Here is a 16,195-nt window from a genome sequence, read left to right on the forward strand (position 1 = left end):
CAGCGCTCTATGCCGGCATGATCTGACAGACATCGCCAACGCAGACCACGGTGGGCGACGCTGCTGGGATCGCCTCCGCGGCGCCTTCGCACCGCACGATCAGATCGGCGATCCGCGCCAGCACAGCCGCCGCGTCGGCCTTCGTCGCCCAGTCCCGCGCCGATTGGGCGCGTGCGAGCGCTTCGCGCGTCCGACCCGAGGCGAGCAAGGCTTCCGCCAGGTTCTCCTTGATCTGGGCCATCGCGTAGGGCGGCGAGCTCTGTTGCGCCACGCTGTCCTCGGACTTCAGCAGGGCATCGACGGCGAGCCGCGCCAGGGTATCGTCGGAAAGGGGCGCATTCTCGCCAGCGCCGGCCCGGTAGGCCTTAAGCAGCGTCATGCCCACGACGAGATGCAGCCCGGGGGATTGGGGGGCGACGACCTCGATGAGGTGCCGCGCGTAGGCCTTGTGCCCCGCCTTGTCCACGGTGAACTGAAGCCCGAGCTTGTACAGCCCCCATGCGGCTTCGAGTTCGGGATGACACGCGAAGGTCTCATCGTAGGCGTCGATGGCGCCGGCCAAGTCGCCCGCGTTCCGGCAACGCTCGACGGCGGCATTCATCGCGGCGGCTTCCCGGACTTTTTGTGCGACGATCTCGTCACGATGGGCCTTCGCCCGGGCGGCGAGGTCCCAGGTGTCTTCGACGACGGCGTTGAGCGCGTCGTCGATCTCCATCGGATGCCCGATCCAGGCGATCCGGCCCGCCCGATCGACGATGAACGCCGTGGGAATTCCCATCTGATAGGCGGCGCGACACCACGCGCGATGCATCCAGCCCCGACCACCCAGCTCATCGGGTGGCAGGTCGGTGGCGACCGTGTAGCCCAAGGCGTCGCCCCTCTCCTCGACGAAAGCCCTGACCTTCTCCGGGTCCGGCTCCATCACGGCGACACCGAGAATCCGCACCTGCGGATAGGTGGCCTGCAGTGTCGTGAGGTGCGGAATACTGCGCAGGCAGGGGCCGCACCACGTGGCCCAGCACTCCACCACATAGACAGTGCCGGGTTCAAATGCCGGGATGGGGGCGCCCTTCAGGAATCCCGAAACCCGGAGCGCGGGAGCGGGATCGCCGATCAACAATTCCGTCTGTGACATGGGAAACAGGTACTCTTGAGTGGGTTTTCGCACCCGAAGATCAGCCCCTGATGCGGATGCGCAGGACAAAACATTGCGGGTAACCCGTCTCGCTCGACGGATTTTGTTGCGTGCCGAGCGAACCGTCTCGCTCGACGATGTTGTGTAGCGAAATCGGAAAAGGGTCAGCGCGCACCCGTACCTGCGCTATGTGTTGAGTTACCATCAGAATCAGCCAACACCCGAGCGTTGTGTGTAATCCATTGGCGTCACTGCACTTGTAGAAGGATGAGGAGCGCCGCAGCGACGCTGTTTTTTCGCGAGGGCCGCTGACGGTTTTTCGGCCTTGCCCCACAAACCGAGAAATAGAGTGCGAACGGGGTGTCGGTAATGAAGAACGGTTCCAGCCATGCACGCAGGCTGCGCGTCGCCATGCTGTCGACGGCGGCTCTTGGGCTCGTGTTGGCTGGCCGCGTAACACCCGTCTTCGCGCAGGCCGTCCATACCTTCGAAGTGCCGCGCGGCGATCTCGCCACCGTCGTCACCCGCATCGCACGGACGGCTGGCACGCCGATCGCCTTTCCGGCCGGGCTCGCTTCGGGCCGGATGGCGGGACCGATCCAAGGCAGCATCTCCGTACAGGGTGCCCTCGCGCAAGCATTGGCAGGGACGGGTCTGCAGGTTGCGCCCGGCCCGGCCGGCAGCCTCACCATCCGGGCCGCGACCGGGCCGTCCGCAGCGGCGGCCGGCGGCGATGTCGCGGCGATCGACGTGACCGACGAGGCCGCCGCAAACCGTTATGGCGATGTCGGCTTCCAGGCCGGCGATGTCGGCCTCGGTTCGCGTATCCCCAATGCGCCGGCCAAGGAAGTGCCGATCACCATCAACACGATCACCTCGAAAGTGCTCCAGTCGCAGGCCGTGACGACCGCGACCGATGCGGTCCAGAACGTCTCAGGCGTCTCCATCGGCTCATCCTCCGGCGGCGCGACCGCTTTCACGATCCGTGGCTTTACGGTCAGCGATGTGACGGTGAATGGGTTGGGCGCGACAGGGTTCGGCAATTCCGGATTCACGCAAATTCCGATCGACGAGGTCGAGCGCGTCGAAGTGCTGAAGGGGCCGACATCCATTCTCACGGGTGCGACCACGCGCGGCGGCGGCATCAACATCACGACGAAGCGGCCCACCGATCGCGTGATCCAGGATGTCAGCGTTCGGTACGGCTCCTATGGCTACAAGACGCTGGCGTTCGATTTCGGCGGTCCGCTCGCTGGAACCGAGGGGTTGACCTACCGGTTCAATTTGTCTGGCAACAAGGCGGACGAGAACTACGCCGGATATCGCGATGCTCGCGAGTATCTGATCGCGCCAAGCGTGCAATGGACAGACGGAAGCACCACGCTTCTGGCAGGCGTTCGCTACAGTGAGCAGAGTCGGAGTCCGATCCAGTATACATTCATTCCGCGGCTTGGGGCCGATCCGAACAATCCCATTATTCATATTCCGCGCGGCACGACACAGTTCAATCCGAATCTACACTATCTCGATCAGACGATGGCGGTCTTCTCCGAGCAATCGCACGACTTCGGGGACATCCTTGGGATGAACCTCGTGTTCAATAACAAGATACGGTATGAGACGTCAGCGAATGATATCAATTCGTTCGCTTGGCTGGGAAGTCGTGCTCCCAGAGATCCTGCGGGTAATTACAATGCTCGGCAAGTCAATTCAAAATACAGCTTCAACCGCCTTGTTGAACAATTTGATCTGACGGCAACGTATGACGCAGGTTTCGCGCGGCAAACGTCCAAGTTCAGCGTCGATTATAAAACTATTGATCTCAGTCAATCAACGAACAATGCTCCAATTACCAGTATCAATCCGGTGCTCGGACTGCCACAGCAGGCGCTGTTTAGACCCGAAAATTCGATCGGTACGGCCTATACCACGGTCAATGGAACGGGTTTGGGCTATCAATATCTTGAAAAATTCGACACTCTGGATAACCGGCTGCACATCCTCGGGCAGGTGCGCTACGACGATTATCGCTACCGTAACGGTTCTGGCATTACCGGCAATGATCGTGCCTCGGTTGCCAAGCCTACGGGCATATCCTGGACGGCCGGAGGGGCTTTCGACGTAACCCCCTACTTCACTGCCTACGGCAACCGTTCGGCTGGCTTTCTTCCAACCTATTCGGTCAATAACCTGACCGGTCTAACCGCGGAGCCGGAGCAGCAGGATCTGTATGAGTACGGAGGGCGGTTCTTCCTGCTGGACAAAAAATTAACTCTAACCTTGTCCTATTTCGATCTGCGGGCGACAAACGTTTCAATCTGTGACGCCATATTGGGGTGCAATTTTGTCCAAGTGGTGCCTGGTCAAAGTAGCAAAGGCGTCGAATTCGATATACAGGGCGAGATTTTCCCCGGCTTTAATATCATCGGCTCTTTCTCATCGACAAAAGTGAAATACGAAAGCCCGCTGTTTTCGCTTCCTTTCGCCGGCACTCCCCAATACACAGCTAGCCTCTGGGGCTCCTATACGATCCAGGATGGCCCGATGCATGGCCTGACCTTGGGATTTGGAGCACGCGGCAATTCGAACAGCCCCACTAACTATGGGGGCGACACGAGCGCCTTCAATGTCCCGGGCTACGTCACCGCCGATGCCATGATCGGATACGATTTCGATCGGTGGTCCTTGCAGTTCAAAATCAATAATATGATGAATAAATATTACTATCAGCCCAGTTATTCCGCAAATTATATCGGAATTGGCCAAGGTAGAAACTTTCTATTTTCAGCGAAATACTCGTTCCAATAAAATAATTGATGGTACATCTGCAAAATAGGCTCGTTTCGACGGTTATTATCTTATGCCGGCGGCAATCCGTATTCGGACGACCTGATATCCTCTTAGAAGTCAGGTCATAAGGTCTTCGTAATGAAAGTGCTGGGTGCTCTTCTTGCAAGCCTGGGATGTCTTCACGGTGCGCTGGGCTTAGCGGCCGGCTTCGGGCTTGAATTTGCCATCGCGTTGTTCTGTGTGCTGGCCGGCATAGCCACGATGCGAGCCACGGATTTCCGGTTCGCGAAGGTCATCATCGTCTACTTCACCACCGAGGCGCTGGCCGGTGATCTGCTGGCCGTCGCCCAGAATCTGGAACTGGTTCCGGTCCAGCTGGAGATCAGGAAGCTGGCGGCGTTCGTCATCACCGTCTGCGTGTTCTCGATCGCGACCTACGCCGTCACCTTCATTCCCATCATCCGCAAGATCTTCGCCATCGCCGACCGCTACTTCCTGAACAAGGCGCCGGTTCGGCTGCCCATCCTCGGTTCCGTGATCACGGAGGGCAGCATCGGCGCCGCTCTCCTTTGGCTCATCATCGCGATCCAGCAACTGGAGGTGCTCTGGCACGTCAACATCTCCTATGCCACGGCGGCCATCTCGGATGCGCTGCAGAGCTATGATCAGGACAAGTTCTGGCACGCGCTGCTCATCCAGTTTCCGCTCTACATGGGCCCCTACATCGCGGCCTTCGTCGTCTCCGGAGTTCTCGGCAGCGTCCTCGGCATTCGTTGGCGCCGGACCCTCACCACCGATTACGAGCAGCGCTGGCTCTCCGCGCACACCCACTACAAGATGATCGTCGCCGGTGTCGCGGTGGACAACCCGGATCAGCGGATTCAGGAGGACATCCCGCGCTTCATCGATGGAAGCCATGGCGGAAGGCTCGGGCTCTTCAAGTTCGTCACCGGCTTGATCCAGAACTTCAGCAGCCTGATCACCTTTGCGATCCTGCTCTGGATTCTGTCTGGAAACTTCAAGATCGGCGGCTACGAGATTCCCGGCCTCCTGCTCTGGGCGACCTTCCTCTATGCCGCGCTCACCACCGCTGCCACAGCACTGGTCGGGCGCTCGCTCGCGTCGCTCCTCTTCGCCAACCAGCATTACGAGGCGAACTTCCGCTTCGGTCTGGCGCGGCTTCGCGAATACAGCGAACAGGTCGCCCTCCTGGCGAGTGAGCCGGCGGAGCGGAAGACATTCAATGATCAGATGAACCTGATCGTCAAAAATCTCTACGCGATCATCATCAAGCAATCGATGTTGAGTGCCTTCACCCAGACCTTGTCGAACATCAACGCCTATCTACCCTATATCGTCCTCGGGGGCGCATACTTCACCCGGGAGGTGACACTCGGCACGATCATGCAGTCGATGGTGGCGTTCAGCGCCGTGAATGGCGCCCTGACCTACTTCACCTCGTACTACGTGGCGCTCGCGGATTTCGGGTCGTCGGTGAAGCGTCTCACGTCCTTCGATGAGGCCATCGCCATTGCCAGCAACGAGGCGATCTCAGGAAGCGTCCGCCAGTCCGCCGGCGGCACGATCGAGCTCAGGACAGCGTCTGTTCTGCTCCCGAACGGGGAGGCTTTGTCCGAGCCGCTCACCCTGACGCTGCGCCCCAACGAGGACCTCATCCTCACGGGGCCGTCGGGCTCCGGCAAGTCGACCCTGTTCCGGCTGATCGCGGGCGTGTGGCCCTACTGGTCCGGGACCCTCTGCAAGCCCGAGGCGTGCAATCTGCTGGTGCTTCCGCAAAAGCCCTACATTCCGACCGGATCGCTGCTGCAGGCGGTCTGCTATCCCGCATCCCCCGAGGTCTACGATCGCGCGGAGGTCGAGTCGGTGATGGCTGCCCTCGGCCTGGATGCGCTCATCCCAGACCTCGCTCTCGACGACAATTGGGCGCATCGCCTCTCCGGCGGCGAGCAGCAGCGGTTGGGTGTGGCGCGCGCGCTTCTGGCAAAACCGGCCTGGTTGTTCCTCGACGAGGCCACCTCGGCCCAGGACAAGGCCAACGAGGACCGCATCTACCAGCTCCTGAAAGTGCGGCTGCCGAAGACGACCATCGTGTCGATCGCACACAAGGAGCGCCTGGTCAGTCGTCACGATCGTCATCTGCAGATCGAGAAGAACACCGCCGGCCGCTTCACGCTGCACGAAGCGCCGCGGGTCGGACGAACCCCGGACTCAACACACCGAGCGGTCGAGACGCTCGCCTGACCAGTTTCCCGACGATGCGTCCGCGTCCTTCGGTCTGCATCGATCCCGATCCGCCGCCGGGCGCCGTCACGCGAACGCGCCGGCCCCCGAACCGCGCGCGCCGCGCAGAAGTGTCCGCCGTTCCATGTCTTCCCGAAAGCCCTCGTCCGCCCCGCAGCGCCCGGCCGTGGACCGCGATTGGCTGACCCATGCCCTCGCCCTCATGGAGGCGGAGGGCGCACGCAGCGCCGACACGCATCTCCTGCGGGTTCCCCTCGGGGGATGGCCGGGAATCGACCTTTATGTGAAGGACGAATCCGCCCATCCCACCGGAAGCCTCAAGCATCGGCTCGCCCGGTCGCTGTTCCTCTACGGCCTGTGCAACGGCTGGATCGGCCCCGGCACCACCATCGTCGAAGCCTCGAGCGGCTCCACCGCGGTGTCGGAGGCATATTTCGCGGCGTTGCTCGACCTGCCTTTCGTCGCCGTGATGCCGGCGAGCACTGCCGCCGAGAAGGTGACGCAGATCGCCCGCTACGGCGGCCAAAGCCACTTCGTCGTGGATCCCGGTGCCGTCTACGCCGAGGCCGCGCGGATCGCGGCCGAGCGCGGCGGCCACTTCATGGATCAGTTCACCCATGCCGAGCGGGCCACCGACTGGCGCGGCAACAACAACATCGCCCAGTCGATCTTCGACCAGATGGCACGGGAGCGCTTTCCAATCCCATCCTGGATCGTCGTCGGCGCCGGCACCGGCGGGACCTCGGCGACCATCGGCCGTTTCATCCGCTTTCGAGGCCATGCCACCCGCCTTTGCCTTGCCGATCCGGAGGCCTCCGTCTTCCACCGCCATTTGGCGGATGCGAACGTGACCGCGATCTGCGGGCCGGGCGCGCTGGTGGAGGGAATCGGTCGGCCCCGGCTCGAGCCCTCTTTCCTGCCGCAGCTCATCGACCATTGGGTCGCCGTACCCGACGCCGCGAGTCTCGGAGCCGCCCGCGCGCTCACAGCCGTGCTCGGCCGCTCCTGCGGCGGCTCGACCGGGGCGAACCTCGTCGCGGCCGCCCAGTTGATCGCCGAAATGGCGACACGCGGCGAGACCGGATCGGTGGTCACGCTCCTGTGCGATTCCGGCGAGCGGTATCGCAGCACGCATTTGAACGACGCCTGGACCAGCGCCCGCGGCCTCGACGTGCAGACCCCCATGCGGGCGATGGCGGCGTTCCTCGGGAGCGGAACGCCGCTCGACTCCGCGCCCCCGGTCGCCGGCCGGGTCCTCCCGTGACACCCTCCGACGCTCCCGCGATCAAGCCCGGCGGCGCGAGCCCGCACGCCCCCTACGAGGATGCCTTGGCGATCCTGATCGGAACGCTCCTCGTCTCCCTCGGCATCCTGATCTACGCAAAGGTCCTGCTGGTGACGGGGGGCGTCACCGGCATGGCCCTGTTGATCGCCTACGTGACGCCGGTGGGCTTCTGGATCAGCCTCTTCGTCCTGAACCTGCCCTGCTACTGGTTCGCGTGGCGGTGGCAGGGACGCAGCTTCCTGCTCAGGACCATGGCGGCGGTCGGCATCGAATGCTTCGTGGTCCACCAGGGCCCGGCCTGGATCGACATTGCCTGGATCGATCCACTCTGTGCGGCGGTCGTCGGTGGGGCCCTCATGGGCGTCGGCCTCATGGGCCTGTTCCGCCACAACACCAGCCTCGGGGGGATCGGCGCGCTCGCGTTCTACCTGCAGGAGCGCCACGGCATCCGCGCCGGATACGTCCAGATGGCGTTCGATGGCTCCATCATGCTGGCCGCCACCGCCGTCCTGCCCGCGCAGAACATGCTCCTCTCCATCATCGGCGCGCTGGTGATGAACGGCGTACTCGTCATCTACCACCGCTCGGACCGCTACGTCGGCGTCACCTGACCGAGCCCGACAGTCCGGATGCGCTGTTTCCTGAAAATCTCCTTCATGGAAGTGTCGCTTTTCGCGCCTTATCCGACAAACCCATCGGAACCCACAGTAAACACCGCGACAAAGGTCGAGACGCGATGCATGTACCGACGCACCCCTCAGTCAGGTTGCTGCAATCCCGCATGGCGAAGATCGTCGTTCGGGTCGCGGCCGTGGCGGTCCTCGCCGGAGCGCTCGGGGCGTTGCCGGCACTCGCACAGGACACGGCGCCGGTGGCTGTCACGGCCGCCGCGCAGCCTGCCGAAAGCGTAGTGCCGCCGGCCGACATGCCGGCTCCGGTCGCCGAAGAGGCGGCGGTGGCCACCAAGGCGGCGCTACCGGCTGCCGCCAAGGAACAGCACGACCTCACGCCGATGGGCATGTTCCTGGCGGCGGATCCGATCGTCAAGAGTGTGATGATCCTGCTGGCCGCCGCCTCGGTGGCCACCTGGACGATCCTGTTGATGAAGGGCCTCGGCCTGCTCCTGGCCAAGCGCCGCATGCGGGTGTCGATTGCGGTGATCCGCGAGGCGGGGACCCTGTCGGACGCCTTGGCCAAAGTCCGCCCTGGCGTCGCCAAACACCTCCTCAGTGAGACCGAGGATGAGATGGCGCTCTCACGCGGCCTGCCGAGCGACGGCGTCAAGGAGCGCGTGCAGATCGCGCTCCAGCGCGTCGAGACAGCCGCGGCACGCGGCATGGCCACCGGCACCGGCATGCTGGCCACGATCGGCTCGATCGGCCCCTTCGTCGGCTTGTTCGGCACCGTCTGGGGCATCATGCGCAGCTTCATCGGCATCGCGCAGTCGAACACCACCAACCTCGCGGTGGTCGCCCCCGGTATCGCCGAGGCCCTGCTCGCCACCGGTATCGGCCTCGTCGCGGCAATCCCGGCGGTGGTGATCTACAACTCGCTGACCCGCTCCATCGGCGCCTATCGGATGATGACCGGGGACGCGGTCGCCCTGATCCTGCGTCATCTCTCGCGCGAGCTCGATCGTCGCGAATCCGGCTCGTATGCCCAAAAGCACGCCGGCGTGCGCCTCGCAGCGGAGTGAGATCATGGCCGTACGAATGGGATCGGACCAGTCCGACGACCTCGCAGAGAACGCCGACATCAACATCACGCCCTTCATCGACGTGATCCTCGTCCTGCTGATCATCTTCATGGTGGCGGCCCCTTTGTCGACCGTCGACGTGGCGGTGGAGCTGCCGACTTCTTCCGCACCGATGCAGCCACGCCCGGACAAGCCCATCTTCGTCAGCGTCAAGGCGGATCTCGCCGTGGCCCTGGGCGAGACTGTCGTGGCGCGGCCGGCGCTCGGCGCTGCCCTCGACGAGGCGGCCAAGGGCAACAAGGACGAGCGCATCTTCTTGAGGGCCGACAAGGGTGTGCCCTATGGTGAGCTGATGCAGGTGATGAACCTGCTGCGCGCTGCGGGCTACCTCAAGGTCGGTCTGGTGGGTCTCGAGGAAGTGGCGAACGGGGGGCAACAGTGATCCGCCCGCCGCCGGAGAGCTTCCAAACGGCAAGGGATGTCATGCGTTCGCGTGAACGCTACGGCCCCTCGATAGGGGTGCGGGTCGTCACCTGGGGTGCCACGGCACTCATTGCTCTGGTGATGCACGTCGGCATCTACCTCCTGGTGATGCGCAAGGACGGCCAGCCCTCGGAAGCTCCGCCTCAGCCACCGGCGGCGGTGATGATCAACATGTCTCCGATCCCCATGGCGGCGAAGTCCGAGACCGACAACGCGGCCGAAGGCCCCGAAGCACCCGATTCCAAGCCGGCCGAAATGACCGAAGCCGAGGAGGCGCCGCCGCCGCCGGATCTCGTTCCCCTGGTCGCGGCGCCTCCGCCGCCGCCCGACGTGAAGCCTCAGGCGGCTCTCCCGACCACGCCTCCGAAGAAGGAGACGAAACCGCCGGAGAAGCCGATCAAGAAGGAGATCGAGAAGAAGGACAAGCCGAAGAAGCCCGTCGACAAGAAGGAGAAGCCGCAGGTCGCGTCCAAGAGCGGTGGCGGTCCGAAGTCGAACCGCAACGACGCCGTCACGGCGGCCTCGGCTGCCGGCTCCGCGGTGAGCGAGGTCTCCCGGGCGAGTTGGCTCGGAGAGTTGCGGAGCAAGATCGTGCGGGCCAAGCGCCGTCCGTCTGAAGCGCGCGGCAAGTTCGGTGTGGCGTTGGTGAGCGTGACCTTCAGTGCCAACGGCGTCGTTTCCAGTGCGCGGCTCGTCTCGTCCTCCGGCGTCCCGTCCCTCGATACCGAGGCCGTGGCGGTGATGTATCGCGCGTCGCCCTATCCCGCTCCGCCCGGTGGCAAGGTCACCACCATCAGCATCCCCCTCAACTTCAACTGACGCCGCGACCGGCGTCGGGACTGCTTGGACAGATTTTTCGGTCAAGCACCCGCAGCCGCACCGGCCAGCTTGGCTGCCGGGATCGTGACAGAAGGAACGGATCCATCATGGCCTCCTCCGCAACCCTGAGACGCGACCCTTCGGGCGAGGCGGTCGACGCTGCGCCTCGCGCCGCTCCCGTTGCCACCTACCGTCTTCAGAACGGCCTGCAGATTGTCGTCATCCCGGATCGGCGCAGCCCGGTCGTGACGCACATGGTCTGGTATCGCACCGGTTCGTCCGAGGATCCGATCGGAAAGTCCGGCATCGCGCACTTCCTCGAACACCTGATGTTCAAGGGCACCGCGATGCATCCGGCCGGCCATTTCGGCAAGATCCTGGCGGGGGTGGGCGGCCAGGAAAACGCCTTCACGTCCCACGACGTCACGGCCTACCACCAGCGCGTTCCCAAGCAGAATCTCGCCACCTGCATGGCCTACGAGGCCGACCGGATGAGGAACCTGGTGCTCGACGACGCCACGGTCGCCTCCGAGCGCGACGTGGTCCTGGCCGAGCGCGGCATGATCCTCGATTCGAAGCCCGCGAGCCTGCTTCAGGAGGCCCTGGAGGCCGCGGCCTTCCCGGCCCATCCCTCGGGGCGGCCCGTCATCGGTTGGCGCCACGAGATCGAAACCCTCGGCCGCGAGGATGCGCTCGCCTATTACCGACGCTACTACGCGCCGCAGAATGCCATCCTGGTGGTTGCGGGCGATGCCGAGCCGCAGGCGGTCCTGGAAATGGCGGAGGCCGCCTATGGCGCGATCCCGCCGTCGGATGCCCCGCCGGAGCGCAGGCGGGTTCAGGATCCGCCGGCCCGGATGCACCGGCAGATCACCCTCGCCGATACGCAGGTGCACCAACCGCAGCTCATGCGGCTCCACGCCGTCCCATCCTACATCTCGGGGGCTCCCGGCGAGGCCGAGGCCCTGGAAATGCTCGCCTTCCTGCTCGCCGGTGACCCCACCTCCGTCCTGCACACCCGCCTCGTCCAGGAGCGCAAATGCGCGACCTCCGTCGGCATCTCCTACTGGGACACCGCCATCGATCGCTCGCGCTTCCTGATCACCGCGACCCCGGCGCCCGACGTCTCCCCCGAGACGCTGGAACACACCCTGGAGGACGTTCTGCGCGATCTCCTGAAGACCGGCTTCGAGGCCGATGCGATTAAGCGGGCAAAGACCCAACTCGTGGCGAGCGCACTCTATGCCCTCGATAGCCAGGTCAGCCTCGCCAACTGGTACGGCATGGCCCTCGCCTGCGGCATGACGCTGGAGGATATTGCGGCCTGGCCGGTCCGCATCGAGGCGGTGACCGCCGAGCACCTGCATGACGCTCTCCTGAAGCTCGACCGGCGCAGCGCCGTGTCGGGCTACCTCCTCGAAGCCGCCGCGGCGGCCTGAGATACGGCGGCCCATCCTCATGACGATCCACATCACCCCGCCCATCGCGGCCGAATCCTTCGCCGAGCGGGTGCGGCCGGTCCGCAGTCCCGGCGGAATCGAGGCATGGCTCCTCGAGGACCACACCCTTCCCATCCTGTCGATGAGCTTCGGCTTCAAGGGGGGCGGCACCCTCGATCCTGAGGGCAAGACGGGGATCACCCGCCTGCTCGCCGCCCTGCTCATGGAGGGGGCCGGGCCCTTCGCGGGGGGGGGCCTTCCGGCGCGCGCTCGGGGACGAGGCGATCCGCCTGTCCTTCGGAGGGCAGATCGACAGCCTGCAGGGCCGGCTTCAGACGATGGGGCGGAACACCGACCGCGCCTTCGAGCTTCTGGGCATCGCCCTGCATGCGCCGCTCTTCGCCCCGGAAGCGCTGGCCCAGATTCGCGAAGCCGCCGAGGCTCGGGTCCGTAAAGACCTCGGCAATCCCAATCAGGTGGCCATGGGGGCGTTCTTCGCGCACGGCTTCCCGGGCCATCCCTATGGCCGTTCGGTGGATGGCGACCTCGTGACTCTCGCGGCCATCGACCACGCGGATATCGTCGCCCACCACCGGCGCACGATCACGCGGGGCAATCTCCGGGTCGCGGTCGTCGGCGCCATCGGGGCCGACGCGCTGGGTGACGCCCTCGATCGGGCCTTCCTCGACCTTCCGGTGGCGGAGAGCGCACCGCCGCCGCTCACGCGCATGGCCGGCCTCGGCGAGCGGATCGTCACCCGCCTCGATGCCCCGCAATCGACGATCTATTTCGGTCGCCCCGGCATCATGCGGCACGATCCCGACTTCGCCGCCGCCGCCGTCGCCAATCATTGTCTCGGCGGCAGTCAGGTCACGAGCCGCCTGTTCCGGGAACTCCGGGAACTCCGGGGTCTCTGCTACGCGGTCTGGACCGGCCTCTACGTGCCGGACGCGGCTTGCGGGATCGTGGGATCGACTTCGACCCCGAATGCCAAAGTTCCCGAGGCCCTCGACGTCATCGCGGCGGAGATCGCACGCCTTGCCCGGGATGGCGTCGATGCGGAGGAACTCGCGACGGCGAAGGGCTATCTCGTCGGGTCGCACAGTCTGAGATTCGACTCGTCGTCCTCGATCGCCAATCATCTGCTGACGCTGCAGCTGGAAGGGCGGGCGCGCTCCTGGCTCGACGCGCGCAACGCGGCGATCGCGGCGGTGACCCGCGAGGATGTGGCCCGCGCGGTCCACCGCCTCGTCGGCGACGGGTCGTTGCTCGTGACGATCGCGGGCGATCCACCCGCGGCGTGAGCATCGGGCCGGGAAGGACCGGGCCAGGCTTGCGGGCACAAGACCGAACCCGATCGGCACCCCGCCGGGCGGCATCAGGATCGCGCTTTGAGGCGAGGACCATCCATGAAGACGATCATTCCGGCGATGACCCTGGTGGCGGCACTCGCGCTTCCCGATCTCGCCGCCGCGCAACAGTCCACGTCTCCGCAGGGGGCTGGTGTCGCACCGGGGTTTACCGATCCCGCAACCCCACCGCGCTCCCAGAACCTGAGGCGCGGGGAAGTTATGTCCCGGACCGACGTGCCGCCCGAAGCCCAACCGCCCGGCGCCGGGCGGCCGCCCCGTTCGGAGGCGGCCATCGGGCCGGATCTGATGTATTACGTCTTCGCGCCGATCGGTGGGATGGTCGGGCCGATCACCGAGGGGATCCACCGCTTCGATGCCGCCATCGCTCCGATCAGCGAAGCGCTTCAGCCGATCGTCGGCCCCCTGGATTTGCCGCCGCCTGAGCCCGCGATCACTCCCGAGCCTGCCGTTACCCACGCACTCCGCCCGCGCAAATAGTCTGCGATCCGAGGGGCCCGGCTTCACCGTTGTGCCGGTTTTGTCGACACCGGTCCCGTCGTAGGCGGCTGGTCGATCGTGCGCGCCGCAACCGGGACATCGACCTCGATGCCCGTGCGTATCACGGTGATGGGCGTACCGGTGGTGAAACAGGCCGGGGCTTCGTTGAATCGGATGGTCTGGATATTGGTCAGCGTGTCCACAGGCCCGGTAGCCTTGTTGGTGACGACTGCGCTGGCGGCGCTCGATCCGGCGAAGATTGCCGTGTTTGTGCCTCCGCCGCCGTCGATCCTGTTGCAGTCGGCGTTGGCGTAGATGTTGCCGACGCCGACGATCACCGTGTCGATCCGGGTGCCATAAGCGATGCCGATATTGTCGATGAGGGTGCCGACGGAGCTGAATGTGCCGGGGTTGAGGTTGATGTTCGAAGCTGTGCCTTAATCCAAACAGTCGAGGACGTGGCCAGTGCCAACGTCCTAGATCGTGACAGTCGGAGCCGTACTGCAGCTAAAATCGCACTATTTCTTCGATGTTCCGGAAATATTGCAGTCGACGCCGTAGGTCTGGCCGCCGGCGGATGTCGACGTCCGCGACGCGCCACAGAGACGCTGCATCGCCGCGATATCCAGCCTCATCGGCGTCTGGGATTCTGTCCTCTTGGAGCCAGAGACGTTGTCCTGCAAAGCCTATGGCGTTGGGGTCGTTGCTCAACTTGAAGACGAAGCTTCGGCTCGCATTGCAATTGGCGGGATTGTTGCCCTCCAAGTCCTGAATGATTCAGCGGCAACGGCCCCGGCGGCGCCCATGCCCGAAATGTACATGATCTCGGCTTCCTGTTCCTTCGTCTGCACCATCATATCGATCTCTCGCCTTTTCATTGGCGGTCGAGACCACAACTCTGCACTCAATTTCCTTTTTTTGGAACGAGTTGCCAGAAACGAGACCGTAGAAGTCTAAAAAGGTAAGACTTCCACACGCGTGCGAAGGCGTGGATTCCCGGTGAGCCAAGCGAAGGTGACACCGCGATGCGGAAGAGAGGGCCTCCGAGATTTTCTTCGCGACCCGCTGTCGCTTTTTCACTCTTCTTCGACAGGGTTTACGAGTGCTCCAAAGGTGGGATCGCCGAAGGTGGCTGGCAGCGCCACTGGATTACCTGACCAGTCAATGGCTTTGGGCGGCGATTGATGTGGGCTGTAGGAATTTCAGTATCACAGCACAAGTTTGGAGTTTTTACTATGGCTACAAAAGTTTATACAACAGCGGTTGGCCTAAAACCAACGGGTACTCCGGGTCAATTCTCTGTATATAGTGTCGGCCCTGGAACATACACCATTACAGATAGCAGTGATTCGGCGTTAGACAACACTGCAATACTTGGTGATGTTTCGGGAGATAAATTTGTTGCTACAAATACCGCAAGTTTTAGAGCAAAGGATACGCAGGATCTTGTTTATTACGGTGAAACTTCAGGTAAACAAGGATTGATTGGAACATTCCAAAACAAAAATACGCAAACAAGCTATGCGATGTATACAAACAATAGTTACAGCTTTAATCAGATAGTTAATACTGACAATGGTCCCTTCGCTCTCTGTTTCTGTTCCGGCACACTGATCCGCACATCCGATGGTGAGGTGGCAGTCGAGGATCTGCGCGTAGGCGACTTTGCCGTCACCGTCTCCGGAGCACTGCGTCCAATTACCTGGATCGGACACCGCCATATCGAAGGTGAGGCACTCACCGCCGACCAGCATCCCGTTCGGGTGCGTGGTGGTGCCTTTGGAGGCGGCCTACCGGCGCGCGACCTCACCCTGTCGCCCGGCCATCCCGTTCTCGTCGGAGCCGAGGACGACAGGTCCGGCGGTGTGCTCGTACCGGTGATGTGCCTGATCAATGGCACCACCATCGACCGGGTCGCGAGCCAAGCCATCACCTATTGGCACGTCGAACTCGAGAGCCACGACATTCTGCTCGCCGAGGGCCTCCCGGCCGAGAGCTTCCTCGATTTCGGCTGCCGCGCCTTTTTCGACGAGGCCTCGGACCACGCTCTCCACAACCCCGACTTCATCGTGCCGGGCCTCTCGGCCCGCTGCCGCCCGGTCGCGGTGGATGGTCCCCTCGTCGAGACTGAGCGCGCGCGTCTCGACGCCGTGTTCGCAGCAGGACTCACGGAGCACAGTGCTTGGGACGATATCGCGGCGCTGACCTGGCTGGCGACCTGCCCGGACGAAATCTCGCTTACGAACCCAAAGTCTGAAGTGCCCGCTCCGAAATCACAGCGCTTCTTCGACAAACTGCGTTTTGGCCGGTGGTCTACCGTCCGAAATGCCGCTTGAACGATCGAGTATTTCAGCAAAAACAAACTACTGAAGGGCAGTCATCATGTCATCCGGACCTTCTCCCACCGTAACGTTCACCCGCCGAACCCTCCTCAAC

Annotated in this window: 13 protein-coding genes; 11 read left to right on the top strand and 2 right to left on the bottom strand. The window is 63.7% G+C overall.

Annotated elements, in window-relative coordinates:
• Nucleotides 1-7: 7 nt before the first annotated feature.
• Nucleotides 8-1,135: a TlpA disulfide reductase family protein gene (locus tag G3T14_RS10935; RefSeq protein ID WP_163642581.1), complete on the bottom strand. Its 1,128-nt coding sequence runs from the start codon at nucleotides 1,133-1,135 to the stop codon at nucleotides 8-10.
• A 369-nt stretch (nucleotides 1,136-1,504) separates the two neighbouring features.
• Between G3T14_RS10935 and G3T14_RS10940 the strand changes: the two genes are divergently transcribed.
• The 10 genes from G3T14_RS10940 (at nucleotide 1,505) to G3T14_RS10985 (ending at nucleotide 13,759) form a co-directional block, all read left to right on the top strand.
• Nucleotides 1,505-3,943, top strand: coding sequence for a TonB-dependent receptor (locus tag G3T14_RS10940; RefSeq protein WP_163642582.1), 2,439 nt, complete (start codon nucleotides 1,505-1,507; stop codon nucleotides 3,941-3,943).
• 243 nt (nucleotides 3,944-4,186) lie between these two features.
• On the top strand, nucleotides 4,187-6,187 hold the full coding sequence (locus G3T14_RS10945) for an SbmA/BacA-like family transporter (protein ID WP_163642583.1): 2,001 nt from the start codon (nucleotides 4,187-4,189) through the stop codon (nucleotides 6,185-6,187).
• 124 nt (nucleotides 6,188-6,311) lie between these two features.
• On the top strand, nucleotides 6,312-7,451 hold the full coding sequence (locus G3T14_RS10950; protein WP_163642584.1) for a PLP-dependent cysteine synthase family protein: 1,140 nt from the start codon (nucleotides 6,312-6,314) through the stop codon (nucleotides 7,449-7,451).
• A complete protein-coding gene (locus tag G3T14_RS10955; protein ID WP_348645257.1) occupies nucleotides 7,448-8,083 on the top strand; it encodes a YitT family protein in 636 nt (211 codons plus the stop codon). The genes G3T14_RS10950 and G3T14_RS10955 overlap by 4 nt, the downstream gene beginning before the upstream one ends.
• A 170-nt stretch (nucleotides 8,084-8,253) precedes the next feature.
• Nucleotides 8,254-9,168, top strand: a complete 915-nt coding sequence (exbB, locus tag G3T14_RS10960) for a tonB-system energizer ExbB (RefSeq protein WP_246733205.1) — start codon at nucleotides 8,254-8,256, stop codon at nucleotides 9,166-9,168.
• A gap of 4 nt (nucleotides 9,169-9,172) precedes the next feature.
• Complete coding sequence (gene exbD / locus G3T14_RS10965) at nucleotides 9,173-9,610, top strand: TonB system transport protein ExbD (RefSeq protein WP_163642586.1); 438 nt, start codon at nucleotides 9,173-9,175, stop codon at nucleotides 9,608-9,610.
• Nucleotides 9,611-9,651: 41 nt separating this feature from the next.
• Nucleotides 9,652-10,470 carry a TonB family protein gene (locus tag G3T14_RS10970; protein ID WP_204262788.1) on the top strand — a complete coding sequence of 273 codons (819 nt, stop codon included), beginning with the start codon at nucleotides 9,652-9,654 and terminating at the stop codon, nucleotides 10,468-10,470.
• 107 nt (nucleotides 10,471-10,577) lie between these two features.
• Nucleotides 10,578-11,909: a pitrilysin family protein gene (locus G3T14_RS10975; RefSeq protein WP_246733207.1), complete on the top strand. Its 1,332-nt coding sequence runs from the start codon at nucleotides 10,578-10,580 to the stop codon at nucleotides 11,907-11,909.
• A 338-nt stretch (nucleotides 11,910-12,247) separates the two neighbouring features.
• Entirely contained in the window at nucleotides 12,248-13,213 is a 966-nt protein-coding gene (locus tag G3T14_RS10980; protein ID WP_246733208.1) for a pitrilysin family protein, read from the top strand.
• A gap of 105 nt (nucleotides 13,214-13,318) precedes the next feature.
• Nucleotides 13,319-13,759, top strand: a complete 441-nt coding sequence (locus tag G3T14_RS10985; RefSeq protein WP_163642588.1) for a hypothetical protein — start codon at nucleotides 13,319-13,321, stop codon at nucleotides 13,757-13,759.
• Between the two features lie 23 nt (nucleotides 13,760-13,782).
• On the opposite strand, the gene G3T14_RS10990 is transcribed toward G3T14_RS10985, so the two are convergent.
• On the bottom strand, nucleotides 13,783-14,097 hold the full coding sequence (locus G3T14_RS10990) for a hypothetical protein (protein ID WP_246733209.1): 315 nt from the start codon (nucleotides 14,095-14,097) through the stop codon (nucleotides 13,783-13,785).
• Nucleotides 14,098-14,994: 897 nt separating this feature from the next.
• Between G3T14_RS10990 and G3T14_RS10995 the strand changes: the two genes are divergently transcribed.
• Complete coding sequence (locus G3T14_RS10995) at nucleotides 14,995-16,095, top strand: Hint domain-containing protein (protein ID WP_204262789.1); 1,101 nt, start codon at nucleotides 14,995-14,997, stop codon at nucleotides 16,093-16,095.
• Nucleotides 16,096-16,195: the final 100 nt, after the last annotated feature.

Origin of the sequence: Methylobacterium sp. BTF04 (assembly GCF_010692745.1) — a bacterium.
GTDB lineage: Bacteria > Pseudomonadota > Alphaproteobacteria > Rhizobiales > Beijerinckiaceae > Methylobacterium.